Genomic DNA, 26,471 nt, shown 5'->3' with positions numbered 1-26,471 from the left:
TTATGAATTATACAAAATTACAAGAATTATTGATCAATTTTATAAAAGAACAAGCAAGAGATAAAAATCTCATCTTAGGTTTAAGCGGTGGGATAGATTCGGCTTTAGTAGCTCATCTTTGCAAAAAAGCAGTAGGTGAAAAACTTTTTGTGCTTTTAATGCCTACAAAATATTCTAAAAAAGAAAATTTAGATGATGCGTTAATGCTATGTGATCATTTGCAAATTCATCATAAGATCATTTATATTGATGAAGTACTTTGTGCTTATGAAAAAATTTGTCAAGATTTAAGCCATTTACGTTTTGGGAATTTAGCTGCAAGAGTGCGTATGAGCTTGCTTTATGATTATTCAGCCTTGCATAATGCTTTAGTGGTAGGCACTTCTAATAAAAGCGAACTTATGCTTGGTTATGGAACTATTTATGGGGATTTAGCTTGCGCTTTTAATCCTTTAGCTACACTTTATAAAAGTGAAGTTTTTGAGCTTGCTAAATTTATAGGTGTACATGAAAATTTCATACAAAAAGCCCCTAGTGCTGATCTTTGGCCAAATCAAAGCGATGAAAAAGATCTTGGCTATAAATATGAAGTTTTAGATGAAGTTTTAAAAGCTTTAGAAAATAATCAAAGTTTGGAAAATTTTGATGAAAATTTAAAAAATTTAGTCTTAGAGCGTATGCAAAATAATGCCTTTAAAAGAAAACTTCCAACAACATTAAAGAATACATATGACTTGGCTTGATCGGTATTTTTTTAAACCTAATTTTTTACAAAAAATTCTAGCCTTTTTACTTTTACCTTTTAGCTTTTTATATATGATTATAGCTATTTTAAATACTAAATTTAAAAAAGAACTTGATTTTAATTTACCCATTATAAGCATAGGTAATCTAACCCTAGGAGGCAATGGAAAAACTCCCATTTGTAAAGCCATAGCTGCTGAATTTGAAAATTGTTTTATCATCTTAAGAGGCTATAAAAGACAAAGTGAAGGCTTAATCATCGTTAAACACAAAGATAAAATTTTATGCAGCATTAAAGAAAGTGGCGATGAAGCTATGGAGTATGCACTTACAAAGCACATTAGTGGAGTGATAGTAAGTGAAGATAGAGTTAAAGGCATACAAAAAGCTATCGAACTTGGAGCAAAGATCATACTTTTAGACGATGCTTTTTCTAAATTTCATATTAAAAAACTTAGTATTTTATTACAAAGCAAAGATGAGCCTTTTTTTGATTTTACCCTACCTAGCGGGGCTTATCGTTTGCCAAAATCTTTTGCTAAAAGGGCTGATTTTATAGCTAAAGAAAATGAAGATTTTGTGCGTTATTCTCATGTAAAAGAAAATCAAAAAGCTATTTTAATAAGCTCTATTGCAAAGCCTTTTAGATTATATGAGCATTTTATTAAAGCTAGAGCTTGTTATTTTTTTGCTGATCATTACACTTTTCAAAAAGAAGAATTAGAAAAACTTTTAAAAAAACACAATTGTGATACCTTAATGCTAACCTTTAAAGACTATGTCAAGGTAAAAGATTTTGGCTTTAAAACAGAATTAATTCATCTTGATATTATTTTAAAAGACAGCTTTAAGCAAATTTTGCAAGATTATATTGATAAATTTAACAATAAGGAAAAAAATGTTACTACACTCAACCCAAGATAAAAATCACCAAGTAAGCTTTTCAAAGGCCTTACTTAGCCCTAGTGCACCTAATAATGCTTTATATGCACCACTTAATCTACCAAAGCTTGATAATGAAGCTTTAAAAAATTTAAACTACAAAGAATTAGCTTTAAAAATTATCGCAGCTTTTGATTTTGATTTAGAGCCTGAAGTTTTTGAAAAAGCTTTGAAAACTTATGAGAGTTTTGATGATAAAACCTGCCCTGTTCATTTAAGAAAAATTAATGATAAGCTTTATATTAATGAATTATTTCATGGGCCAACAAGAGCTTTTAAAGACATGGCATTGCAACCTTTTGGCGTGCTTTTGGAATACTTAAAAAAAGATGATGATTTTTTAATCATGTGTGCTACAAGTGGCGATACAGGGCCTGCTACGCTAAAAAGCTTTGAAAATAAAAAAGGCATAAAAGTAGTTTGCATTTACCCAAATGAAGGCACAAGTAAAACTCAAGCTTTACAAATGACACACTCAAATGCAAGCAATTTAAAATCCATAGCCATTGAAGGTAATTTTGATGATGCACAAAATGCCCTAAAAACACTTTTAAATGATGAAGATTTTAAAAACACCTTAAAAGAAGAAAAGTTAAGTCTAAGTGCTGCAAATTCAGTTAATTTTGGAAGAATACTTTTTCAAATTATTTATCATTATTATGCTAGTTTGAAAATTGATAAAACAATTGATATCATCATTCCGAGTGGAAATTTTGGTGATGCTTTGGGGGCTTATTATGCTAAAAAAATGGGAGCAAATATAGGTAAAATTAAAATTACTTCCAATTCAAACAATATCTTAAGTGAGTTTTTTAATACAGGTAAATACGATTTAAGAAACAAAAACTTACAAAAGACTATTTCCCCTGCTATGGATATACTCATATCATCAAATATAGAAAGATTGCTTTTTGATAAATTTAAAGATGAACGCACCAAAGAACTTATGCAAGCTTTAAAGAATGAAAAATATTATGAGCTTAGCCAAAAAGAACTAGAGCTTTTACAAGAAGACTTTGAAGCTGATTTTTGCAATGATGATGAGTGTATGCAATATATCAAACAATACAGCCACTTAGGACTTTTAGATCCTCACACTTGCACTTGCTTTAAAATGCTTGATTCTAACACCACGACACTCATCACTTCCACAGCACAATGGAGTAAATTTACCCCAAGTATGTATCAAGCAATTTATAACAAAGAATGTCAAGATGAACAAGCTTGCATGCAAGAACTTGCAAAAGAATTTAAGCAAGAAATTCATCCAAATATTGCAAGCTTATTTACAAGCACTCAAAAACAAAATCAAATTTGCAAACTTGAAAATCTAAAACAAACTATTATAGAATGGATAAAACAATGATAATCATACCAGCAAGATTAAAATCAAGTCGTTTTAAAAATAAAATTTTATGTGAAATTGATAATTTACCTATGTTTATTTATACAGCTAAAAAAATGCAAGAAGTTGATGAAGTGTGCGTGGCAATTGATGATGAAGAGGTTTTAAAAATAGCACAAAAACACAATATAAAAGCAGTTTTAACAAGCAAAAATCATGAAAGTGGCACTGATAGGATCAACGAAGCTTGTCAAATTTTAAAACTAAATGAAAATGAGTTAATCATTAATGTCCAAGCTGATGAGCCTTTTATAGAAACGCAAAATATTAAAGATTTTAAAGAATTTAGCCAGAAAGCTTTTGAAGATGAGCTTTGTTTTATGAGTAGTTGCTACAAAGAAGTAGATGCAAAAGCTTGCGATGATCCAAATTTGGTTAAAGTAGTTACTGATAGTAATGATTATGCTTTATATTTTTCAAGATCTAAAATTCCTTATGAAAGGGCAAATTATAAACAAAATTTTAAAGCCCACCTTGGAATTTATGCATATAGGGTTAAAAATTTACAAGAATTTTGTACTTTGAAAAACTCAGCTTTGGAAGAATGTGAAAAATTAGAACAATTAAGAGCCTTAGAAAATGGCAAAAAAATCAAAATGTTAAAAATACAAAGTCAAAGCATAGGTATAGATACAAAAGAAGATTATGAGAGGGCTTTGGCTAAATTTGGAGTTAAAAAATGAAAAAAATACTTTTTTTACTAAGCTTATTTTTTACACTTCATGCAAAAGAATTAATCGTAGGTATGGAACTAGCCTACCCTCCTTTTGAAATGAGTGATACTAAAGGCAATCCAAGTGGTATTAGTGTAGAGTTTTTACAAGCCTTTGCCAAAGAAAAAAACTATGATTTAAAAATTCAAAATATAGCTTGGGATGGACTCATACCTGCTTTAAGAACTCAAAAAATAGATCTCATCATGTCTTCTATGAGTATAAGCGAGCAAAGAAAAAAAGTAATAGATTTTACCTTGCCTTATGCTAAGGCAAATTTAGCGATATTAAGTGCTAAAAAATCAAATATTAATTCCATAGAAGATTTAAATCAAAAAGGGAAAATCCTTGCTTTAAAAAGAGGTTCAAGTGCACATTTATATGCTCAAAAAAATCTTAAAAATGCAAAAATCCTAGTATTTGATAAAGAAAATGCAGCCATTTTAGAAGTCATTCAAGCAAAAGCTGATGCTTTTATTTATGATCAAATGAGTATTTATAAAGCATGGAAAAAACATCCTGAGCAAACAAAAGCTATTTTTACCCCTTTTGAAAAAACACCTGAGCAATGGGCCATAGCTTTAAATAAAAACAATACCAAATTAAAAGAAGAGCTCAATGAGTTTATTTTAAAATCTAAAAAAAATGGTCTTTTTGATAAACTAAGTCAAAAATATCTCAAAGATATGCAAGAAGTTTTCAAAGAACAAAAGCTTGAGTTTTTCTTTTAAGAAAAACTCTTTTCAAGCTTTCTTGAAAACATAGAAATAGGTAAAGTTAAAACCAAATAACAAAGCGCTAAGGGAATATAAATTTCTAAAGTAGAAAAGGTAAAAGCATTAATTTCTTGAGCATTTTGAGTTAATTCTGAAATAGCTATAACGCTTAAAAGAGAGCTATCTTTGATCAAATTACTAAGTTGTCCACTTAGTGGTGCTAAGATATTTTTTAAAGCTTGAGGAAAAATCACACTTTTATAAATTTCAAACTCACTCAAACCCAAAGCCTTAGCACTTTCATATTGCATTTTATCAACACTTAAAATCCCTGCTCTAAATATTTCACAAATATAAGCACTAGCAAATAAAGCTAAAATCAAAACTCCACAAACATAGCGATTATCAAGCCCCAAATTATCTGCAAAAATATAATAAATCAATAAAATTTGCACTAGCAAAGGTGTGCCTCTAATAAGCTCTATAAAAACTCTTGCAAACATATTAAAAAGCACGATTTTACAAAGACTCATATAACACAAAATCAAAGCAAAAATCACACCTACAATCAAAGACAAAACACTAATAAAAAAACTCGTAAAAAAACCTTGTATCATTTTGTCTTTATACTCATAAATTGCCATAAAATCAAAATTATAACTAGCACTTAAAAAAGATAAATAAAAAAATAAAAACAATAAAAATGCTAGCAAAAAGGCATTAACTGCAAACACCTTTGGACTGATTTTTTTATGCTCATTAAATTTATTACGCACTATAAAAAGATGATTCAATTCTAGCCTTTATTTTTTATCAAATTTTTTAAGTTTTTCATCATTTAAACTAAGTTCCATCTTACGAATTTCTTCCTCACCGCTACGGACTAATTTTTTATCATATTTAAAATACTTATTTTTAATTTTATTTGGATACTCTAAAGAATTAAGTAGATATTTAAACAAATTTATCCTTGCTTTCTTTTTACTATCTGAATTAATGATCACCCAAGGACATTTTGGTGTATTAGAAGCTAAAAGCATAGAATATTTGGCTAGAGTGTATTTATCCCATAATTCTTGTGATTTTTCATCAACAACAGAAAGTTTGTATTGTTTTAGCGGATCTGTTCTCCTTTGCTCAAAACGCCTTTTTTGCTCTTGTTTGGAAACTGAAAAATAAAATTTAAAAAACAAAATTCCACTATCAAGTAGCATTTCTTCAAAAGAAGACACCTCGCGCAAGAATTTTTTATGCTCATTTGGAGTACAAAAACCCATCACAGGTTCCACCCCCGCTCTATTATACCAAGATCTATCAAAAATTACTATCTCTCCTGCTGCAGGCAAATGTGTCACATAACGCTGAAAATACCACTGAGTTCTTTCCACATCACTTGGTTTTTCAAGTGCTACCACACGACAACCTCTAGGATTTAAATGTTCAATTAATCTTTTAATAGCACCACCTTTTCCTGCTGCATCACGCCCTTCAATTAAAATCAAAACTTTTAATCCTTTATCTTTGACATGATTTTGAAATTTTAAAAGCTCAATTTGTAATCTTCTAAGTTCGCTTTCATACTCAAGTGTTGATTTTTTCACTTTAATAAGAGTAAATTTATCCTTATCCACAACAAACTCCTTAATTTAGGATAATTATTAACTTAAATTTACCACAAATAAGTAAAATAAAACAAATTTAATTTTCAATTTCAAGGAGAAAAATGCGTTTTTTAGCGGTATTTTTTATTTTTTTCAATTTAGCTTTTGCTAATAATGGAGTATTATCACTTAATGAAGCCTTTAAACTCAATACCCATAGCAACAATCAAGGAATTTTTTTAAAAATCAATCTTGCAGATAGAATTTATCTTTACAAAGATCAAATCAAAGTAGAATTAGACTCTAATGACATTACTTCTTTATTAAATTTCCCACAAACTCAAACTAGAGAAAATAAAGAAGTAATCTTTAGCCAACTTGAACTTTTCATACCTCAATTATTATTAGATGATTTTGTTAAAAATAACAAAGCAAAACTTTCCCTAGCTTATCAAGGTTGTTCAGAAGAAGGTTTATGCTATCGTCCTGTATATGTAAATTATGAGCTTAATAAACAAAATGGAATTTATGCTATAAAATCAACTAAAGATCAATTTAAAAAGCAAAACGAAGATGAGCAAATTGCTAATGATTTAAGTACGCAAAATATATTTATCACACTTTTGACTTTCTTTGGTTATGGCTTATTACTAGCATTTACTCCTTGCATTTTACCAATGATACCTATTCTTTCTTCATTAATTGCAATGAAGCTCAAAGACAAACCATCTAAAAAACATAGCTTTTATTTATCTTTTATCTATGTCTTTTTTATGTCTTTAGCTTATGCTATAGCAGGTGCTTTAGTAGGCCTTGCAGGGGCTAATGTACAAGGTTTATTACAACAACCTTGGATTATCATTACTTTTGCAGGCATTTTTGTATTACTTTCACTTTCTATGTTTGGACTTTATGAATTACAACTACCGCTTAAATTTCAAAATTTTATCAATAAAAAAATAGAAGGCAAAAATGGAGTTTTTGGTATAGCTATCATGGGCTTTTTATCAGCTCTTATTGTAGGTCCTTGCGTGGCTGCACCTTTAGCAGGAGCTTTGCTTTATATTACTAATAGTGGTGATGTATTTTTGGGAGGACTTTCTTTATTTGTGATGAGTTTTGGTATGGGCATGCCTTTACTCTTAATAGGTCTTGGAGGAAATCTTTTAAAAAGTGGGGCTTGGATGCTTAAGATAAAGATTTTCTTTGGTTTTATCATGCTCATTATGGCAGTTTGGATGCTAGAAAGAATACTTAGTGTAAATATCATTTTGATACTTTATGGAATTATAGGGATATTTTTTGCTAGTTTTATGGGTTTATTTGATGAAGCTAAAACTAATTTTAATAAATTTAAAAAAGCGAGTATGATTTTAGTTTTAACTTACAGTTTAAGCCTAATTTTAGGCGGCTCAATGGGTTCAAAAAGCCTACTAAAACCTCTTGAGTTTAACCTTACTTCAAAAGAAAATAGCCCTAGTTTAAGTTTTAAAACCATTAAAAATTTAAAAGAACTTAAGCAAGAATTACAAAATTCTACCAAACCTGTTATGCTTGAATTTACAGCCGCTTGGTGTGAAAACTGCAAACTTTTAGAAGAATATACTTTTACAGATGCTAAAGTACAAAATTTGCTTGCTAATTACACGCTTTTAAAAGCAGATGTAACACACAACAGCCAAGAAGATTTAGCTCTTATGAAAGAATTTGGAGTTTTTGGACCTCCTGTGATGATATTTTTTAACAAAGGCGAAGAAAAAGGACGCATTATAGGCTATGTAGATGCAAATGAGTTTTTAAATAGAGTTCCTTAAAAACTCTATTTAAAATTAATTTTATTTCAAAAAACCTTTCAATCCTTCAAGTTGGTACTGCCATAGTTTTTCTATAAAAATTTTAAGTTTTATTGCTAAAAAACCACTAATTGGCTTATGTAAAACCGTTCCAACTGCATAATCTTTTCCGATAGAACAAACGGTATTTCCACTTATAAAAGAAAATTCTTGCTTAAATTCTTTCTCATCAATCATAGCCATTAAAGCTTTAGCTACATAAGCTCCTTCTCTTAATGCAAGCTGGGCTGTTGGAGGATAAGGGGTATTGGTTTTAGGATTTTTAAATAAACTATTATCACCTATAAAAAAGTATCTTGATGCATTTTCAACATTTAATGGATGCATAAAAGCATCTACCTCTATACGCGATCTTGCACTTGGAAAATCTGAGCTATTTTCTATAACACTATTACCTCTAACTCCTGCAGTCCAAATGATAGTATTAGCTTTAACAAATTCTCCCCCATCAAGTCTTATGCCGTTTTTTTCACATTCTATGATTTTAGATTTTTCATATACTTTCACACCAAGTGTCTCTAACCTTTGCCTTGCTTTTAAAGCCAAACTTTTATCAAACATAGGTAAAATTTGATCCATAGCTTCAATAATAGAAAGTTCTAATTTCTCATAAGCAATTTGCTCTTTTTGGCAAAAGAATTTAAGCTCTTTAGCTAAAGAAGCTACAAATTCAACCCCGCTTAAACCCCCACCACAAACTGTGATTTTTAAATCATCTTCATTTTGAGTGGTTTTATAATTTTTTATTTTCTCATATATAATTTCATTAATTTTTAAAGCATTTTCATAATTATCTATACTCAAAGCATATTCTTGCATACCTTTAATGCCAAAAGTTTCTTTAGCAAAACCAAGCCCACATACTAAAATATCAAAGTCAAATTCATTATTTTTAGTAAAAACTTTATCTTTAGAAATTTTTAAAACTTCATCTTGAATAAAGTTTATTTTTGGATTTAATAAAGGCAAAAGATCATATTTTGAACTATAAATATCTTCATTTGAAGCTACTTTGTGTAGTAAAATAGTATGATAATGATAAGAATTGTTATTAATCAAACTCACTTGTGCTTTTTCAAAAAACTCATCAGGTAAGGCTTTTATAGCCGATAAAGTAGCATATCCTGCACCTAAAAATAAAATTTTCTTTTTTTGCATGGATTTTCCTTTAATTTGATAAAAAAATAAATAAAAATTTGGCATAATGGTATTATTTTTTATCTTAAAATATTTTTTATTTAAATTTAGCAAGGAAAAAGCATGCAAAGACAAACTTGGAGCAATACGCTAACTTATATCCTTACAGTAGCAGGAGCGACTATTGGTTTTGGAGCCACTTGGCGTTTTCCATACTTAGTAGGTGAAAATGGGGGCGGTGCTTATGTTTTAGCCTTTTGTATAGCTATGATTTTTATAGGAATTCCTGTGATTTTGGTTGAAAATGTTATAGGAAGACGCAGAATGCTAAATTCAGTTGATGCTTTTGGCGGAAAAACAAGTGATGGAGTTAAAATATCTAATTCTTGGCAAGGTGTTGGCTATATGGGACTTTTAGGTAGTTTTGGAATCATGGCTTATTATATGGTAATAGGTGGATGGGTTTTAGCTTATATTTTTAAAATCATCATAGGCGATTTTAATCTTTCAAGTCCCATTAATGCTCAATATACAAGCGAATTTTATAGCTCTACTATAGAAAACAATCCTTTATTAATAGGAATTTTTACTACTATATTTGTGATAATTAACTGGATTATCTTAAAAAAAGGTGTGATTGATGGCATAGAAAAGTCAGTAAAATACCTTATGCCATTTTTATTTATCTGCCTTTTGGTTGTTGTTGCACGCAATTTAACACTTGAAGGAGCAAGTGAGGGCGTGAAATTTTACCTTACTCCTGATCTTTCCAAAATCACTCCTAAATTGTTTATAGATGTTTTAGGACAAGTATTTTTTGCCCTATCTTTAGGCTTTGGGGTAATGATAACCTTATCATCTCACCTTAAAAAAAATGAGAATTTAATCAAAACTTCTGTTTATACAGGAATTTTAAATACCCTCATAGCAGTACTTGCTGGTTTTATGATTTTTCCAGCTTTATTTAGCGTAGGTTTAACCCCTGATAGTGGGCCATCTTTGGTTTTTAAGACCTTACCTGTTGCATTTTCACATATACCTTTTGGAAGTATAATTTGCGTGTTTTTCTTTTTGCTTTTAATCATCGCTGCACTTACCACAAGTTTGCCAATTTATCAAGTAATTATCAGTGTTTTAGAAGAAAAATTTAAACTAGCTAAAAATACTGCTATCAATCTAACGCTTGGAAGTATTTTTGTCTTGGGAAATTTACCATGCATACTTACTTATGGTCCTTTAAAAGATATTACTATCATCAAAGGAAAAAATATTTTTGATAGCTTTGATTTTATTAGTGGAAACATATTCTTTGTTTTAACCGCATTTTTTTGTTGTATATATGTAGGTTGGGTGCTTAAAAAAGATGCAATTTATGAGCTTTCTAATCAAAATACCCTAAAAGGAAGTATTTTTAAACTATGGTATTACTATGTTAAGTTTATCATACCTTTGATTATCTTAGTGATTTTTTATTTTGGTATTTTTTAATTTATACTCATAACGCTTTAACATGCTTATATTTCCTTCAAGGCCTCCTTGATGGATATATAAGATTTTTCCACCAAATTGCTCTTTATGAGCTAATAAAGTTTTAAAACCCACCATATCATAAAGCAAATCAAACTCTACTCTACATTCTTTTTTTAGATCTTGATAAAGCTCATAAAATTCTAAATAAGGCTTAGCAAAATGATATTTTTTTGGTGGATTTAATATGGTTAAATTATCAAAATCATAATTTGACTCTAAGCTTAAAATTTGCTCTTTTAAATACGCACTATCTCCCACACAAGCACATGTAAAAACTTTAAATTTGCTATGTTTAGCCAAAAAAGCCGCAGAAGTTCCTGTGCCTGAGGGTAAGAAAATACTTACATTTTCATTCAATTGCTCACTAAGCTCTAAAGCCAGTTGTTGGTATCCAAATTCAGCTTCTTTTATAGCCACACCCTCTTCTATAAAAACATCATCATCTTTTTTCAAGGCTAAAGCTTGCAGTCTTCTTGTGGGATAATTTATATTTTCTATCAACTCAACATTGTGTTTTAATGCAAATTCTAAATTTCCATGGGGATTTTCTTTTAAAAAAGAACTCATTTTTTCACAAACAAAAATGAGCAAAAAATCATTTTCGTAACAAAACTTAGCTAAAGCAACTAAAGCATTGCTTTGAGAAGAACCAAAAGAAATAAATCTTTGTCCTTTTTTAAATAAATGTTTGCTTTTTTCAAAAAAGGCTAGTTTTCTAGCCTTATTTCCATTAATATAACCTAGTAAATCATCTCTTTTGAGTAAAAATTCAAAATCTTTGTATTTTAAAACATCAATTCTACTTGCTATCAAGGTATTTTTCAACCTTTTCTAAAGCATTATTTGTATTGATATTAAACTTAATCTCTATTCTACGACTTGCTTCTTTATCTTCTTTACCATCTTTCATAATCACATCAGAATAAGATCTACCACTTGCCATTAAAAGTTTTTGCAATCTTGGATCTTTGTAAAATGAGTGTATAAAACTCATCACAGCATAAGCTCTTTTTTGTGATAAATCAAGATTATATATATAAGAGCCTGCACTATCTGTGTGACCTTCTATGACTATATTTTCTATACTATTTAAGATATTTTCATCTTTTAAGATATTGTCAAAATACTGTGTTAAAATTGCCTTTAAATTCTCTTTTGCTTGAGCTTTTAGAGTAAAAGAATTTGTATCAAAAAGCACTTCAGAAGGTAAAACTATCGCGCCTGTATTAGAATCTAAGGTAATATTAGTATCAAATTTTGCTTGAAGATTTTTGATGGTATTTTCTTTGATTAATCCTAGTTCTTTGATCTTACTTTTTGCCTCATCAAAATTACGCTCTAATTCTTTGATTTCTTCATCTTTTTTGTTTAATCTCTCAAGCAAAGCAAAAATTTGTTGATCTTTTTCATCCAAACTTGAATTTAAATCTTGATTGAGTTTAGTAATATTAGCCTCTAAAGCCTGTTTTTGCTTATTAACATCATCAAGCGTGCTTGAAGTATTATTTAATTTTTGACTAAGATTTTTTAAAATATCTTCTTTTTGGTTTAACTCTTCTTTATTCTCTCTTAAGCGCTCTTCTTGTTTTTGTAGATTTTCTTTTATGATTTGCAAATCACTTTGAGTTAAAACATACTTAACAACTATAGCTCCAATAAGCAAAATAAATATAAAAAGCAAGCCCGCCATTAAATCTGCATAGGCTATCCAAAAATTATTTTCTTCATTGTTAGAATTATTTTTTATCATCTATTTTTTCATCTTCTTTTTGATTTTCAAGCTTTGCAATAACTTGTGTGGTTTGCTCATCTAATTCTTTGCTTTCTTCTTTAAATTCTTGCATTAGTGAAATTTTTTCGTCAATATTTTTTTCATCTTCATAAGCTTCTTTAAAAGTATGCATACCCTCTATAATACTTGCCCTAAAGCCTTCAAAAAGCTTAGTTTGATTATCAAGCATAAGATTTTGATATTTTTCAATATTATTTGAAAAATTATTTACCTTTTCATCTAAAGCACTCACACTTTTATCTAAATGCACAATTTTATCCGAACTCACATCTAAAAGTCTGTTATATTGCTCTGAAATTCTTAAAGTTAAATCTTTTATGTTTGAATTTAGCATATTTACCGCATTTGCAATCTCGCTGTAAGTTTTAACTATATCTTTTTGTTCTCTTTGGGTTTTAGATAAATCACTCATAGTTTGTTTTACATGCTCACTGCTTAATCTTACAGCTTTTTCCTCAGCATTTACAAGCTCTTGAAAAACTTTGAATTTTCTATCTATTGTATTATCTAATTCTTTAAAAAATTCCTCATTACTTACATGCTCAAAAATCGTGCCTATTTTTTCAAAATGCTGCAAACTTTCTTGAAGATACTTTCTATCAATTTCTTCTTTAGACCAGAAAAAATCGCTTGTTGCATTTTTTTGGCGATTAAGAAGTTTTTGGAATTTACTACTGCCGTATTTTTCAAAAAATATCCACCAAAGCGCCAAGAAAATTCCATAAATTGATACATAAAAGGCTGTTCCTACCCCATTTAATAAAACTGAAATTTCTTGTTCTAAACCTGCTGTGTCGCTTGAATTAAAATTTGGCATAGACATGGCTATACTTATAAAAGTTCCTAAAATACCAAGCATAGGAAAAATAGCTGCACCCACAGAAGCAAAATTTTCATTTCTTAAATCTTTCACATAAGCATAAGCAAAATCATCAAAACTAGCGTTTGACTTTGTTTCTTTACCTATAACTAAAAAATGCTTCATAATATAGCGTTTTAATATAAGTTTAAATTCATCTTTTTGTTGCTCAAAAATACTTGAAGCATAATCAGCGCTGTGTCTAGCAAAGATCAAAGCCACCAAAAAGATAATCCCTATCATTACAACACTATGTAATTCTACTTTAAAATCAATCTTTCCAAAATATCCTAAAAGCACTAAAATATACAATATAGCAGGGATAAATATAATCTTTAAATAAGCAACAATTCCTGTACTACCTTTTCCCTCAGGCAATACAAGATCAGAAAAATCATCAGTTGTTTTAACTTCCATTTTATAAACCTTTGTTAATTTTACTCTAAAAATTTGAAATCTTCACAGGAAAATCAACTAAGAGTTATAAAACTCTTAGTTTCTATCGATACAATTTAAATCACTAAAAGCACACTCTAAGCGTTTGATCATACTCTCTTCGCCCGCTCTAAGCCATACTCTTGGATCATAGTATTTTTTATTTGGCTTATCTTCTCCATCTGGATTACCAATTTGGCCTTGCAAATAAGCTTTATTTTTAAGCTCATACTCTCTAACACCATCCCAAAAAGCCCATTGTGTATCTGTATCAATATTCATCTTAATTACACCATAGCTAAGTGCTGCTTTGATATCCTCTATATCGCTACCACTGCCACCATGGAAAACAAAATTGATTGGTTTATCTTCACCAAGATTGAATTTTTCTTTTACATAATTTTGAGAGTTTTTAAGAATTTCAGGTCTTAAAATCACATTTCCTGGTTTATATACTCCATGTACATTACCAAAACTAGCTGCAATTGAAAATCTATCACTAATTTTAGAAAGTCTCTCATAAGCTAATGCTACATCTTCAGGCTGAGTGTATAATTTTGCATTATCAATATTAGTATTATCCACTCCATCTTCTTCACCACCCGTACATCCTAGCTCAAGCTCTAAAGAAATTCCAAGCTCAGACATTTGTTTTAGATAATTTTCGCAAGTGCCTAGATTACTTTCTAAATCCTCTTCACTTAAATCAATCATATGAGAGCTAAACAAAGGCTTACCTGTTTCTTTTTTAAACTCAATATTTGCTTCAATCAAAGCATCAATCCAAGGAAGTAATTTTCTAGCAGCATGATCTGTGTGTAAAATTACTGGAACTCCATAAGCTTTTGCCATTAAATGTACATGTCTTGCACCACTTATAGCACCAAGCACATCAGCTTTTGGACAAGCTTTTCCTGCTACAAATTTAGCTCCACCATTTGAAAACTGAATAATCACAGGTGAATTAACTTTTTTAGCACTTTCTAAAACCGCATTAATAGAATTTGTCCCCACGACATTTACCGCAGGGATAGCAAATCCTTCTTTTTTTGCATAATTATATACGGTATTTAGATCATCGCCACTTAAAACACCTGGTTTGACAAGATCTAATACACCCATTATTTATATTCCACTTTTGCTTTTTGACGAAGCTCTTGAGCTTTTTTATTCATAAGTTCTTTAAATTCTTCCATTTTGATATTGCTTTCAATACCTGCTTTTACTTCATTATAACTCATAGTACTTTTCGCTCTAGCATCTTCTTTTAAAATAATATGATATCCAAAATCACTTTTTACTGGTGTTTTAGAAATAGTGCCTTTTTTCATAGAAAAAGCTGCATCAGCAAATGGTTTTACCATAGTTGATTCAGCAAACCATCCAAGATCACCACCTTGAGCCGAAGAACCTTTGTCGATTGATTTTTCTTTTGCAAGTTGAGCAAATTTATCATTTAAAGCTTTTCCACTTAACTTACTAAGCTCGGCAATAATATCTTTAGCTTCTTTTTCACTAGTTACCAAAATATGCTTAGCTTTTACTTGAGCTGGTTTAGTAAATTTATCTTTATTTGCTTCATAGTATTTTTTAGCCTTAGCATCATCATTTTTGATAGAATCAAAAATTTTCTTTTGATAGATATTTACCATGATAGCTTCTTTAGCACGCTCTAATTCTTCTTTATATGAAGGATCATTTTCTATTTTTTGAGCTTTAGCGTCTTTTAATACAAGTTGTTGGATGATATATTGATCAATGATTGCTTTTTTTTGTTCAGCTGGTAAGTCAGTGATTTTAGCACCTCTTAACATAGGAGCAAAAAACTCATTTACTTCTGTATCGCTAATATTGTTTCCATCAAGGGTTGCAACCACCGCAGCATTTAAACTCAAACCTGTTAATAAAGCCGCAGCAACTAAAGAAATTTTTTTCATTGTTTTTCCTTTGAAATAGTTTTGTTGATTTTATTATATCTAAACTTTATTTAAAGCCGATTAACATACAATAAGTTTATGAAAAGAAATTTAGAGATTAAAGAATTATTTTTAAAACATTTTGGACAAGCAAAAACAGAATTAGTTTTTAGTAATGCTTATGAACTTATAGTTTGTGTTATGCTTTCAGCTCAATGTACTGATAAAAGGGTTAATCTCATCACACCTGCTTTATTTAAAGCTTACCCTAGTGTGCAAGATTTAGCTAAGGCAAATTTATCTTCTTTAAAACTTTTGATTAATTCTTGCTCATTTTATAATAATAAAGCACAAAATTTAATCAAAATGGCTCAAGCAGTTTGCGAGCAATTTAATGGTGAAATTCCAATGGACGAGCAAGATTTGAAAACTCTAGCAGGCGTAGGACAAAAAACTGCACATGTAGTGATGATAGAATGGTGCGGGGCTAATTGCATGGCTGTAGATACCCATGTATTTAGAGTTTCGCATAGACTTAATCTTAGCAAAGCCAAAACTCCCGAAGAAACCGAAAAAGACTTAACTAAAATTTTTAAAGATAATCTAAACTATCTTCATCAAGCTATGGTGCTTTTTGGGCGTTATACATGTAAAGCTAAAAATCCTTTATGCAAAGAGTGCTTTTTAAATCATTTATGCAAAAGTAAAGATAAGAAAATTTAATCTAGCACCAATTTAGTGCTAGATGATTTTAATGAAAGAATGGTAGATACAAGAAAGCATTGATCACTAAAGCATTTACTATATCTATGAAAAACGCACCCACTAAAGGTACAATAATAAATGCCATATGGCTCATACCATAGTGATTTGTTACAGTTTGCATATTTACCATAGCTGTTGGAGTAGCGCCCAAACCAAAACCACAATGTCCTGCTGCTAAAACTGCTGCGTCATAATCTTTTCCACATACCCTAAAAGTGATAAATATAGCATAAGCAGCCATCATAGCAACCTGAACAGCTAAAATTACCAACATCGGTAGTGCAAGAGTTACTAAATCCCAAAGATTAATAGTCATTAGAGCTAAAGCTAAAAATAAAGACAAGCTTACATTACCTAAAACTGATACTTCTCTATCAAATACATGATGAATTTTTGTAGCTGATAAAACATTTCTTAAAACCACACCTACAAAAAGACAATACACAAAAGTTGGTAAAGTAAAACCTGTATTTGTTTTAATATAAGTAGACAAAGCACTACCTATTAATAAACATAAAGCAATTAATGCCAAAGATTCTATAAAAGAAGAAGGTGTGATTAGTCTTTCTTTTTCTGGAGACTGGAAATTTAAAATCGCATCTTTATCATCATTTTGCTTTGGAACTACTAACTTATATTTATTGACTAAATATCTTGCGACAGGCCCACCTATGATACCACCTGAAATAAGCCCAAAAGTAGCACAAGCAATAGCAACAGTAGTTGCACTAGAGTAAAAATAAGGTTCTTTAATAAATTCAGCTGCCCATGCTGCACCTGTTCCATGACCGCCACTCATTGTAACAGAACCTGCTATAAGTCCCATTAGTGGATTTTGCCCCATAGCACTTGCCACACCTATGCCAACTATATTTTGCGCAAAAAGCAAGCCAACAACAACAACTAAAAAAATTGCTAATTTTCTTCCACCCTTTTTTAAAGAAGCAAAATCAGCTAACAAACCAATACTTGAAAAAAATGCAAGCATTAAAGGATCTTTCATAGATTCATCAAATTTAATATCCAATGAGAAGAAACTATGTAAGATCAAAAGAATAATCGCAGCAATCCCACCACCAACAACTGGCTCAGGGATATTATAATCACGAAGAAATTTTACCCTTTTAATGACAAATACGCCTAAAAGCAATACTATAACCATAGTAACTAGCGTTGCATAAAAATCAAATTTCATAATTCTCCTTTGTTTGATTTATTTATCAATTGTATTCTAAATGACTTTAAAACAACGCAAATAAACAACACTCTTTTCTTATAATATTACAAAATGAAACACTTTTAGTCTTTTTTACTCTGAAATTAAAACAATATTATGATATAAATTAATATTTTTAAGCAAAGATAGCTTTGCTCTGCTAAGCTCTTGGAGTGAATTTATAAACAAAGCGTCCGCATCAAGATAATCTTTTAATTCACTGCGACCTAATTCATATTTTTCTAAATATAGCTGTGTAATTTTTTCTTGATTAACATTAATGTCTTTTACTAATTTTAACAAATCATTATAATACTTGTCATTTTCATAACAAAAATTAAATTCATGGATAGTTCTTTGTAATACATCTTTATATTCAACCAAACGAGCTTGGTATGTTAATTCAGAAATTTTTACATTTTGTTTTACTCTATAAAAGTCCAAAAATGGTAAGTCAATGGCGACATTGCCTCCTAAAATTAAAAATTTAAAACTCTCATCAATATTCTTATCATTCCCATCTAAATTTCCCAATATTTTTATCCTAGGTAAAATACTTTTTTGCACACTTGTATAATCCTTGTAAGAAGCCATAAGTTGATTTAGTTTTGCTTGAACTTGTGGTCTATAAGCAAGCATTTTTAATTCTATATCAAAATTAATTTTTTGCAAAGAAAAATCTTCAAGAGTATAATTTAGCATTTTATTAATCAAATGCTCATCATCTTTACCCAGTAAGTCTTTTATATTTTTAAGAGTTAAGTCTTTATTTTGCAAATTTGTAATGATATTTTGTTTAGTGTTTAATAAAGATTTTTTAATATTTAAAAGATCTATATATTCAACTTTTCCATAATTAAGTTTAGTAGTATAAATTTCTAGCATTTGCTCTAGATTTTTTAAATGTTTGTTTAATAAATGATCTACATCATTGAAATAAATAAATTCAAAAATACTATTTATCGCTAAATTAATCGTATCAAGCTCTAAAGAGCGTAATTCATACTCACTCGCCTTTGCTAAAAATTCAGAACTAGCAACTTGATCTGAAATTTTGCCATATATATCAAGCTCATAATTTAACATAATGCCATTTGAAAAACTATGCGTTTTTGTGCCATTGTTTAAATTTTTTCTTATATTTGCACCAAAATTTCCACTCAAAGTAGGATAAAGATCTAAATTTAAAAGCTTATATCTAGCTAAAGTACTTAAAAAATTAACCCTTGCTATATTTAAGTCTTTATTATTATCAATAATAGCTTTTAAGATATTATTTAAGTCTTGATTGTTATATTTTTCCCACCAAGCCTTGCTTGCGTTAAAATCTTCAAAATATTCTTTTTTTATTTGTTCTTGAGATACTTGTTCTAATTTTACTCCTACGCAGGCATTTAAAAAAAAGGCTATAAAAAATAATAAAAATATTCTCATCTCATTCCTTTGATAAAGCACTAATAGGATTTAAATTTGCTGCATTTTTTGCTGGGAAAAATCCAAAAACCACTCCGATTAAAACCGAACTTAAAAGCCCTAAAAATACCGAATTTAATGAAAGTATCATCGTAAAACCAAAATTTAAAGAATTAAATACTTCAATGATGATAAAAGAAAGCATTACTCCAAAAATAGCCCCTAAAGAACAAATCAACACAGCTTCGATTAAAAACTGCATTAAAATATCTTCTTTTCTAGCTCCAATAGCCATTCTAACTCCAATTTCTCTTGTGCGCTCACTTACTGAAACAAGCATGATATTCATCACACCAATACCACCTACTATCAAAGATACCACTGCAATAGAAGAAATAAGTAAAGTCAAAGTAGCAGTATTTTCCTCAATGGCATTTTTAATCGCGTCAGAATTTATAGTAAAAAAATCTTTTTTTCCGCGTTTAATCTCTAAAATTTTTACCATAGCCTCCTCAGCCAAAGCAGGATTTACCTCATCTTTTACCTTAGTTACTATGGCTCTTATTTGTTTATCTCCTGTGATTTTATTCATCAAAGTAGAATAAGGAGTATAAATTTTAATGGTATTTTCATCAGCTCTAAAGCCTTTATTATCTCTTTCTTTTTTTAAAACACCAACTATAGTTAAAGGTTGCTTGTTAAAAATCACGCTTTTACCTAAAACATCTTTAACGCTGATATTATCAAATAAAATTCTCAAAGCATTTTCATCTATAATGCAAATATTAGTATTATCTTTTATATCTTCATTATTAATAAACCTACCATCTACCATCACAAAACCCCTAAGTCTTAGATGATTTGGTCCTACTCCATAAATTCTAGCTTGTAAAGAATTATTCTTATAAGTTACCACCCCTATTTTACCCACATCTGCTTCTACTGCTTCTAAATAAGGCAAAGAGCTTAAGGTTTTTAAATCACTTAAATTAAGCCTTGTTCTACCTGATCGAATATCTCCCAAGCCACGCCCTGAAACAACTTCTATGGTATTAGTCCCAATAGAGCTAATAGAAGCAAGTATGTTTTGTTGGGCTCCAAGCCCTAAAGCAACCACGCAAACTACTGAAGCTATGCCTATGATAATACCAAGCATAGTAAGCAAAGAGCGTAGTTTGTGTGCTACAATGGAAGTTATAGACATTTTTAAACTTTCAAAAAGCTGATTTTTAAGCAAATTAAAGCTTTTTTTCTCTTTTGGCATTAACTTAGTTTTTATTTCATCTGTTTTTTTTGCACCATTATCACTTATAATCTTACCATCTTTAATTTCTATAACTCTTTTTGCTCTAGCAGCTATTTCTCTATCATGAGTGACTAAAACTACGGTGTGTCCTTGCTCATTTAGTTTATTTAAAATTTCTAAAACTATCTTACCGCTTTTAGAATCAAGCGCACCCGTTGGCTCATCTGCTAAAATAAGCTCGCCACCATTTATCAAAGCTCTTGCTATAGAAACTCTTTGCTGTTGCCCACCACTTAGTTCATTTGGCTTTGATAATTCTTTATGATCAAGCTCTAAAAAAGAAAGTAATTCTTTAGCCTTTTGCGATCTTTCTTGTTTATTTTTTCCTGCATAAACAGCAGGTAAGGCTACATTATCTTTAGCATTTAAAAGACTAAGCAAATTATATCTTTGGAAAATAAAACCAATTTTTTCGCGTCTAATTCTTGCTTTTTCATCTTTGCTTAAATTAGTTACTTCATATGCATCTAAAAAATATTTTCCACTACTTGGCTCATCAAGTGTACCTATAATATTTAAAAGAGAGGTTTTACCACTTCCTGATTGTCCTATAATGGCTACAAATTCTCCCTTTTGAATATAAAGATTAATATTTTCTAAAATAGCTGTATTATTAATCTTTTTTTGTATATTTTCTAAGCGTATCATTTTTTATTTTTACCTATGATAACTAAATCACCCTCATTAATACCATCTAAAATTTGAGTATTTAAACTATCTTTGATACCTAATTTAACAGGTGTTTTTACACTTATATTATTGGCTTTTAAAATTTCTACATAATAACCACTTGTATCGCTTTTTATAGCTAAAGTTGGTATAACTAAAGTATTATTTTCTGTTTTAATAGCAATTTCATTTTCTGTACTCATACCTATGCGTAAAAAATTATTATCATTTTTTACAAAAACCCTTGCATAATAATACACAGCACTAGCACTAGTACTTGAGTTTGAGTTTAAATTTGTATTGCTTGTTGCATCACTTATGGTAGTATTTGCTGGATCTATACTTGAAATAGTTGCTTCATATTTTTTATCAGGCTCATTTAAAATGCTAAATTTTACCTTTTTTCCAACACTAATTTTATTAATATCAGCTTCAGCTATTTGCATACGAATTTCCATTTCACTTAAATCAGCCAAGCGCACTATACTTGGTGTATTTTGGTTTGCATTTACAGTTTGCCCCTCTTCAACTGCTACATTGATAATCTCGCCCTTACTAGGTGCAGTTATAGTGGTATAAGCTAAATCTTTTTGAGCATTTTTTAAAGAAATTTCAAGTTGAGTAGTTTGAGCTTTTAAATCAGCCACATTTGCTCTTAAGGCATAAAAAGTATTTTTAAGATTTTCAAGATTTTCTAAAGAAGTAGCCTTTTTAGCATAAAGCTTTTGCTCTCTTTGGTATTGTTTAGTAGCTATATCAAGAGCAATTTTTTTACTTTCTAAATTTGCCTTTGCACTTTCAAGTCTAGCTTTGGTAATATCTAAATCATTTTGTTGTTTATCTTTATCAATTTGTGCGATTAAATCACCCTCATTAACACGATCGCCCAATTTTACATATAGTTTAGTAATTTGCCCACTAACTTGTGCACCAACATCAACTTGGGTTTTTGCATAAACTTCACCTATTGCTTCTATGCTTTGAGTAATGTCTTGTTTTTTAACCTCATAAGTTAGATAATTATATTCTTCCTTATTCGCAAAAAAGTAAAAATACACCCCTATAATGAGTATAATCAAAAATATGCTTAAATAAATTATTTTTTTCATTTTAATCCTTTAAAAACCGTATAATAAAATATTTGTATGAAGTAAAAATAAAATTGTAGCAATAAAATATAATTTTAACAATTTTAAAGCTTATAAGATATAAGATAAATTAAACTAAAAATAAGGAAATTATATGCAAGATTATTTAAATTTAATGCAAAATCGCTCTTCTATTAGAGCATATACTCAAGAAAAAATTTCTAGAGAGAACTTAGAATATATCTTAGAATGTGCTAGATTATCTCCTAGTTCTTTAGGGCTTGAACCTTGGAAATTCTTAGTTTTTCAAAAAGATGAACATAAAAAAGAAATTGCCAAAATAGCTAACAATCAAAATCATGTAGCAAATTGTGCTGCTATTATTGTTGTGATCTCAAGAGCTGATTTTAAAGATTATTTTGAAGAAAAACTAAAAAAGCGTGGTTTAAGCCAAGAAGAGTTAAATAAACGCTTGCAAACCTATAAGCCATTTTTAGACGCAATGGATTTAGAACAAAGTTTTATTTATGCAAAAGAACAAAGTCATCTTGCTATTGCAAATATTATCAATGCTGCTTATAGTTTAAATTTAGGTTCGTGTATTATCGGTGGCTTTGATAAAGATAAAATCAATCAATATTTAAATTTAGACACCGCTAAACAAAGAGTATCTATGCTCATTGCTCTAGGACATGCCCAAAAAAATTCTGGTACAGAAAAAGCTCGTTTTGCATTTAATGAAGTGGTAGAATTTAAAGATTAATCAAATATCAAAACTCCATTTAAATTTTATATAATAAAATAATATTTTTAAAATAAAATGGAGTTTTAAATGCAAGGAAATTTTTTAAAGATTTTTGGCGTATTGCCATTTTTAGCAGTAGCTTTTATTAATGCTTTTGTGGATTTAGGACACAAAATCATCATACAAAATACCATTTATAAATTTTATGAAGATAGCACCCAACTTTTTCTAACTGCTATTGTCAATGCTTTAATGCTTTTGCCTTTTATTCTTATGCTTTCACCATCTGGATTTTTAGCGGATAAATTTCCTAAAAATAAAATCATGAAAATATCTGCATTATTTTCAGTAATATTAACTTGTATTATTTGTTTGTGTTATTATCTTGGAGCATTTTGGCTTGCATTTACAATGACTTTTATCATGGGAGTGCAATCTGCCTTATACTCTCCTGCAAAATATGGCTTTATAAAAGAATTAGTAGGAAAAGAGCTTTTAGCTATGGGAAATGGAGCTGTCAATGCAGTAAGTATTGTGGCTATTTTAGCCGGTATGGCAGTATTTTCTCTAAGCTTTGAAATGCTTTTTGAGTCAAATTTTAACACTCCTTCGAATATTTTAACACAAATTGCACCTTTGGGTTTTGTATTAATAGCTTTTGCTTTATTAGAACTTTTTTTAGCTTATAAACTTCCTAGCTTAAAAGAAGAAGATAAAAATTTAAGTTTTGACAAAAAACAATATTTACAAGGAAAGCTTTTAACCTCTAATTTAAAAACAATATTTTCTCATAAAATTATTTGGCTTTGCATTATAGGAATTTCACTTTTTTGGGCCATATCACAACTTTATTTAGTGAGTTTTCCTGTATATGCAAAAAATGATCTTTTTATAGAAAATACCTTTTATGTACAATGCTCTTTAGCTTTTTCTGGTATAGGAGTGATTATAGGATCGCTTATTAGTGGCAAGTTTTCTAAAAATTACATCGAATTAGGTCTTATACCACTAGGTGCTTTAGGGATTTTTCTAATGAGCATTTTAATGCCATTTTTAGAAAACTTACCAAGTTATAGTGTAGTGTTTTTTATTTTTGGTTTAAGCGGAGCATTTTTTATCATACCTTTAAATTCTCTCATACAATTTCATGCAAAAGAAAATGAACTAGGAAAAGTCTTAGCAGGAAATAATTTCATACAAAATATTTTTATGTTAGGCTTTTTAGCACTAGCTACTTTTGCTGCTTATGCTAAAATTGAAGTGATAAATTTGTTTTATTTTATCATCGCTGTGGCATTTTTTGGAAGCATTTATGTGCTAAGTAAATTGCCTTTTTCTTTAGTGCGTTTATTAATGAGTATAGCGTTTTTTCAACGCTACCGTTTATTGGTAGAAGGTTTTGAGAATATTCCTGAAAAAGGCGGAGCGTTATTACTTGGCAATCATATATCTTTTATAGATTGGGCTATTGTGCAAATGGCTATACCAAGAAAAATTTATTTTGTTATGGAAAAAAGCATTTATTCTAAGTGGTATATTAGAATTTTTCTTGATAAATTTGGAGTTATTCCTGTTTCAAGTGCTTCTAGCAAATCAAGCTTAGAGCTTATTGCTATGCATATTAAAAATGGAAATTTAGTTTGCCTTTTCCCAGAAGGAGTGCTTTCACGCCATGGACAGCTTAATGAATTTAAAGGTGGATTTGAGTTAGTTTGCTCAAAATTAGAAGAACAAGATGGAGTGATTTTACCTTTTTATATTAGAGGACTTTGGGGAAGTGCTTTTTCAAGAAGCGATGAAGAATTTTCAGCAAGAAACCGCAAAATAAGCAAAAGAAAAATCGCTATTGCTTTTGGAAAAAGCTTGCCAATACACACTAAAAAAGAAGTGGTTAAAGCAAAAGTTTTTGAACTTTCATTTATTGCTTGGAAATCTCAATGTGAAAGTATGCATACTATAGCTAGAGCTTGGATAGATAGTGCTAAAAGAAATTTAAGTCAAATAGCTATTGTTGATCCTTTAATAGGTGGTATTACTTATAGAAAAATGCTTGCTTTAAGTCTAGTTTTTAGCTCTTTTATAAAAAATAGATCACATGAGTTAAATATACAACCTACCCAAGGAAGCTATGCTCCAAAAGAAGAATGTATAGGAATTTTACTCCCTGCTTCCATGGCTAGTTCTCTTTGTAATCTAGCTGTATTACTTGCAAATAAAATCGTGGTAAATTTAAATTTCACAGCAGGTGTAAAAGCAATAAATCAAGCCATTCAAAGCTCTCAAATTCAACAAATTTATACTTCTAGAAAATTTATGGAAAAATTAGAAAATAAAGGTATAAAACTAGAATTTGAAGAGCATGTTAGAATTATTTTTATGGAAGATATTATCGCAAACTTTAAAAGACAAAAACTCAAAATCTTTTCTATGCTTGCTTTAGTAAGTATCTTACCTACTTGTTTAATAAAAGCATTATTTGCATCTAATAAACAAAACCTTGCCATAGCTGCTATATTATTTAGTAGTGGTAGCGAGGGAACACCTAAAGGAGTAATGCTAAATAATCGCAATATTTTAAGCAATATAGCTCAAATTTCAGATGTATTATGTGCAAAAAATGAAGATGTTGTCTTATCTTCTTTGCCACCTTTTCATGCTTTTGGATTAACTGTAACTACTTTTATGCCTTTATTAGAAGGGATTAAAAGCATAACACATGCTGATCCAACAGATGCACTAGGTGTAGCAAAAGCTATAGTAAAAAACAATGTTAGCATTATGTGTGCTACTTCAACTTTTTTAGGTATTTATGCAAGAAATAAAAAACTTGATGCGATTATGTTTGAAAGCTTAAGGATTATCGTATCAGGTGCTGAAAAACTCAAAAGCGAAGTAAGAACTGCCTTTGAAATGAAATTTAAAAAACCTATTTTTGAAGGTTATGGAGCCACTGAAACCACTCCGGTTGCAAGTGTGAATTTACCGAATAAATTTGATCCTGACTATTGGATTTTACACCGTGCAAATAAAGAAGGTAGTGTAGGTATGCCTTTACCAGGAAGTGCTATACGCATAGTAGATCCATCTACTTATGAAAGTTTAAATCATGGAGAAGATGGATTAATACTCATTGGTGGCCATCAGGTTATGGTGGGTTATTTAAACAATAAAGAAAAAACCGATGAAGTTATCAAAGAAATCGATGGCATACGCTGGTATAATACCGGCGATAAAGGCCATGTAGATGAGGATGGCTTTTTATATATAGTAGATCGTTATTCTCGTTTTGCAAAAATTGGTGGCGAGATGATATCTTTAGGAGCTTTAGAAGAAGAAATTGCTAAATTTATCAATACAGATATAGTAAAATTTTGCGCAGTTGCACTAGATGATGATAAAAAAGGTGAAATGGTATGCTTATTAGTAGAATGCCAAGAGCAAGATTTTGAAGGAATTTGCGAAGCGATTAAAAACTCTACTATGCCTGCTATTTTTAAACCAAGTAAATATTTTAAAGTAGAACAAATTCCGCTTTTAGGTTCTGGCAAAGTGGATTTAAAAGGCGCTAAAGATTTAGCTAAAATCTTGCAAGAAAATTAATTCCCAAAGTAAATTTTACTTTGGGA

Annotated in this window: 22 protein-coding genes; 10 read left to right on the top strand and 12 right to left on the bottom strand. The window is 29.7% G+C overall.

The window, feature by feature from the left end; translation table 11 throughout:
• Nucleotides 1-2 precede the first annotated feature (2 nt).
• Genes L8X27_RS00970 through L8X27_RS00950 form a run of 5 tightly spaced genes read left to right on the top strand, consistent with a single transcriptional unit; the run spans nucleotide 3 to nucleotide 4,535 of the window.
• Nucleotides 3-743, top strand: a complete 741-nt coding sequence (locus tag L8X27_RS00970; protein WP_263671394.1) for an NAD+ synthase — start codon at nucleotides 3-5, stop codon at nucleotides 741-743.
• Nucleotides 730-1,668: a tetraacyldisaccharide 4'-kinase gene (locus tag L8X27_RS00965; protein WP_263660057.1), complete on the top strand. Its 939-nt coding sequence runs from the start codon at nucleotides 730-732 to the stop codon at nucleotides 1,666-1,668. Before L8X27_RS00970 ends, L8X27_RS00965 begins: the two co-directional genes overlap by 14 nt.
• Nucleotides 1,643-3,052: a threonine synthase gene (gene thrC, locus L8X27_RS00960; RefSeq protein ID WP_263671395.1), complete on the top strand. Its 1,410-nt coding sequence runs from the start codon at nucleotides 1,643-1,645 to the stop codon at nucleotides 3,050-3,052. The genes L8X27_RS00965 and thrC overlap by 26 nt, the downstream gene beginning before the upstream one ends.
• Entirely contained in the window at nucleotides 3,049-3,774 is a 726-nt protein-coding gene (kdsB, locus tag L8X27_RS00955; protein ID WP_263671396.1) for a 3-deoxy-manno-octulosonate cytidylyltransferase, read from the top strand. The genes thrC and kdsB overlap by 4 nt, the downstream gene beginning before the upstream one ends.
• Nucleotides 3,771-4,535 (top strand): transporter substrate-binding domain-containing protein, encoded by a 765-nt coding sequence (locus L8X27_RS00950; protein ID WP_133318832.1) that lies wholly within the window; start codon nucleotides 3,771-3,773, stop codon nucleotides 4,533-4,535. Before kdsB ends, L8X27_RS00950 begins: the two co-directional genes overlap by 4 nt.
• Here the strand turns inward: L8X27_RS00950 and L8X27_RS00945 are convergent.
• Nucleotides 4,532-5,314: an amino acid ABC transporter permease gene (locus L8X27_RS00945; protein WP_263660060.1), complete on the bottom strand. Its 783-nt coding sequence runs from the start codon at nucleotides 5,312-5,314 to the stop codon at nucleotides 4,532-4,534. The genes L8X27_RS00950 and L8X27_RS00945 overlap by 4 nt on opposite strands.
• Nucleotides 5,315-5,323: 9 nt before the next feature.
• Nucleotides 5,324-6,166 carry a polyphosphate kinase 2 gene (gene ppk2, locus L8X27_RS00940; RefSeq protein WP_220567128.1) on the bottom strand — a complete coding sequence of 281 codons (843 nt, stop codon included), beginning with the start codon at nucleotides 6,164-6,166 and terminating at the stop codon, nucleotides 5,324-5,326.
• 77 nt (nucleotides 6,167-6,243) lie between these two features.
• On the opposite strand from ppk2, the gene dsbD reads away from it, so the two are divergent.
• The gene (gene dsbD, locus L8X27_RS00935) at nucleotides 6,244-7,935 is read left to right on the top strand and encodes a protein-disulfide reductase DsbD (RefSeq protein ID WP_263671397.1); all 1,692 of its coding nucleotides are present in this window, start codon (nucleotides 6,244-6,246) and stop codon (nucleotides 7,933-7,935) included.
• 21 nt (nucleotides 7,936-7,956) lie between these two features.
• Here the strand turns inward: dsbD and L8X27_RS00930 are convergent, their stop codons facing one another.
• Nucleotides 7,957-9,132: an NAD(P)/FAD-dependent oxidoreductase gene (locus L8X27_RS00930; protein WP_263671398.1), complete on the bottom strand. Its 1,176-nt coding sequence runs from the start codon at nucleotides 9,130-9,132 to the stop codon at nucleotides 7,957-7,959.
• Between the two features lie 102 nt (nucleotides 9,133-9,234).
• Here L8X27_RS00930 and L8X27_RS00925 point away from each other — a divergent pair, with 102 nt between their 5' ends.
• Nucleotides 9,235-10,599 (top strand): sodium-dependent transporter, encoded by a 1,365-nt coding sequence (locus L8X27_RS00925; protein WP_039618443.1) that lies wholly within the window; start codon nucleotides 9,235-9,237, stop codon nucleotides 10,597-10,599.
• Here the strand turns inward: L8X27_RS00925 and L8X27_RS00920 are convergent.
• The 5 genes from L8X27_RS00920 to L8X27_RS00900 form a co-directional block, all read right to left on the bottom strand.
• Nucleotides 10,570-11,454, bottom strand: coding sequence for a 1-aminocyclopropane-1-carboxylate deaminase/D-cysteine desulfhydrase (locus L8X27_RS00920; RefSeq protein ID WP_263671399.1), 885 nt, complete (start codon nucleotides 11,452-11,454; stop codon nucleotides 10,570-10,572). The two genes, L8X27_RS00925 and L8X27_RS00920, sit on opposite strands and share 30 nt — an antisense overlap.
• On the bottom strand, nucleotides 11,441-12,391 hold the full coding sequence (locus L8X27_RS00915; protein WP_263671400.1) for an OmpA family protein: 951 nt from the start codon (nucleotides 12,389-12,391) through the stop codon (nucleotides 11,441-11,443). Before L8X27_RS00915 ends, L8X27_RS00920 begins: the two co-directional genes overlap by 14 nt.
• Nucleotides 12,378-13,709, bottom strand: a complete 1,332-nt coding sequence (locus tag L8X27_RS00910; protein WP_039626332.1) for a MotA/TolQ/ExbB proton channel family protein — start codon at nucleotides 13,707-13,709, stop codon at nucleotides 12,378-12,380. The genes L8X27_RS00915 and L8X27_RS00910 overlap by 14 nt, the downstream gene beginning before the upstream one ends.
• Nucleotides 13,710-13,784: 75 nt before the next feature.
• Nucleotides 13,785-14,849, bottom strand: a complete 1,065-nt coding sequence (fbaA, locus tag L8X27_RS00905) for a class II fructose-bisphosphate aldolase (protein WP_133318824.1) — start codon at nucleotides 14,847-14,849, stop codon at nucleotides 13,785-13,787.
• Nucleotides 14,849-15,664, bottom strand: coding sequence for a peptidylprolyl isomerase (locus tag L8X27_RS00900; RefSeq protein WP_133318823.1), 816 nt, complete (start codon nucleotides 15,662-15,664; stop codon nucleotides 14,849-14,851). Before L8X27_RS00900 ends, fbaA begins: the two co-directional genes overlap by 1 nt.
• 78 nt (nucleotides 15,665-15,742) lie before the next feature.
• On the opposite strand from L8X27_RS00900, the gene nth reads away from it, so the two are divergent.
• Nucleotides 15,743-16,366: an endonuclease III gene (gene nth, locus L8X27_RS00895; protein WP_133318822.1), complete on the top strand. Its 624-nt coding sequence runs from the start codon at nucleotides 15,743-15,745 to the stop codon at nucleotides 16,364-16,366.
• A gap of 28 nt (nucleotides 16,367-16,394) precedes the next feature.
• Here nth and gltS read toward each other — a convergent pair whose 3' ends face one another.
• The 4 genes from gltS to L8X27_RS00875 all read right to left on the bottom strand — a co-directional run bounded on the left by gltS (nucleotide 16,395) and on the right by L8X27_RS00875 (nucleotide 22,121).
• Nucleotides 16,395-17,603 (bottom strand): sodium/glutamate symporter, encoded by a 1,209-nt coding sequence (gltS, locus tag L8X27_RS00890; RefSeq protein WP_133318821.1) that lies wholly within the window; start codon nucleotides 17,601-17,603, stop codon nucleotides 16,395-16,397.
• A 114-nt stretch (nucleotides 17,604-17,717) separates the two neighbouring features.
• On the bottom strand, nucleotides 17,718-19,058 hold the full coding sequence (locus L8X27_RS00885) for a TolC family protein (RefSeq protein ID WP_263671401.1): 1,341 nt from the start codon (nucleotides 19,056-19,058) through the stop codon (nucleotides 17,718-17,720).
• 1 nt (nucleotide 19,059) lies between these two features.
• On the bottom strand, nucleotides 19,060-20,991 hold the full coding sequence (locus L8X27_RS00880; RefSeq protein ID WP_263671402.1) for an ABC transporter permease: 1,932 nt from the start codon (nucleotides 20,989-20,991) through the stop codon (nucleotides 19,060-19,062).
• A complete protein-coding gene (locus L8X27_RS00875; protein ID WP_263671403.1) occupies nucleotides 20,988-22,121 on the bottom strand; it encodes an efflux RND transporter periplasmic adaptor subunit in 1,134 nt (377 codons plus the stop codon). Before L8X27_RS00875 ends, L8X27_RS00880 begins: the two co-directional genes overlap by 4 nt.
• Nucleotides 22,122-22,254: 133 nt before the next feature.
• Here L8X27_RS00875 and L8X27_RS00870 point away from each other — a divergent pair, with 133 nt between their 5' ends.
• Nucleotides 22,255-22,863, top strand: coding sequence for an NAD(P)H-dependent oxidoreductase (locus L8X27_RS00870; RefSeq protein WP_263664430.1), 609 nt, complete (start codon nucleotides 22,255-22,257; stop codon nucleotides 22,861-22,863).
• A 69-nt stretch (nucleotides 22,864-22,932) separates the two neighbouring features.
• Nucleotides 22,933-26,445 (top strand): acyl-[ACP]--phospholipid O-acyltransferase, encoded by a 3,513-nt coding sequence (locus L8X27_RS00865; protein ID WP_263671404.1) that lies wholly within the window; start codon nucleotides 22,933-22,935, stop codon nucleotides 26,443-26,445.
• Nucleotides 26,446-26,471 lie beyond the last annotated feature (26 nt).

The sequence above is a fragment of the Campylobacter sp. CNRCH_2015_1657 genome, assembly GCF_025772685.1.
Classification (GTDB): domain Bacteria; phylum Campylobacterota; class Campylobacteria; order Campylobacterales; family Campylobacteraceae; genus Campylobacter_D; species Campylobacter_D lari_D.
The sequence above is the reverse complement of the archived record's forward strand: the minus strand, read 5'-3'. Positions and strand labels throughout refer to the sequence as shown.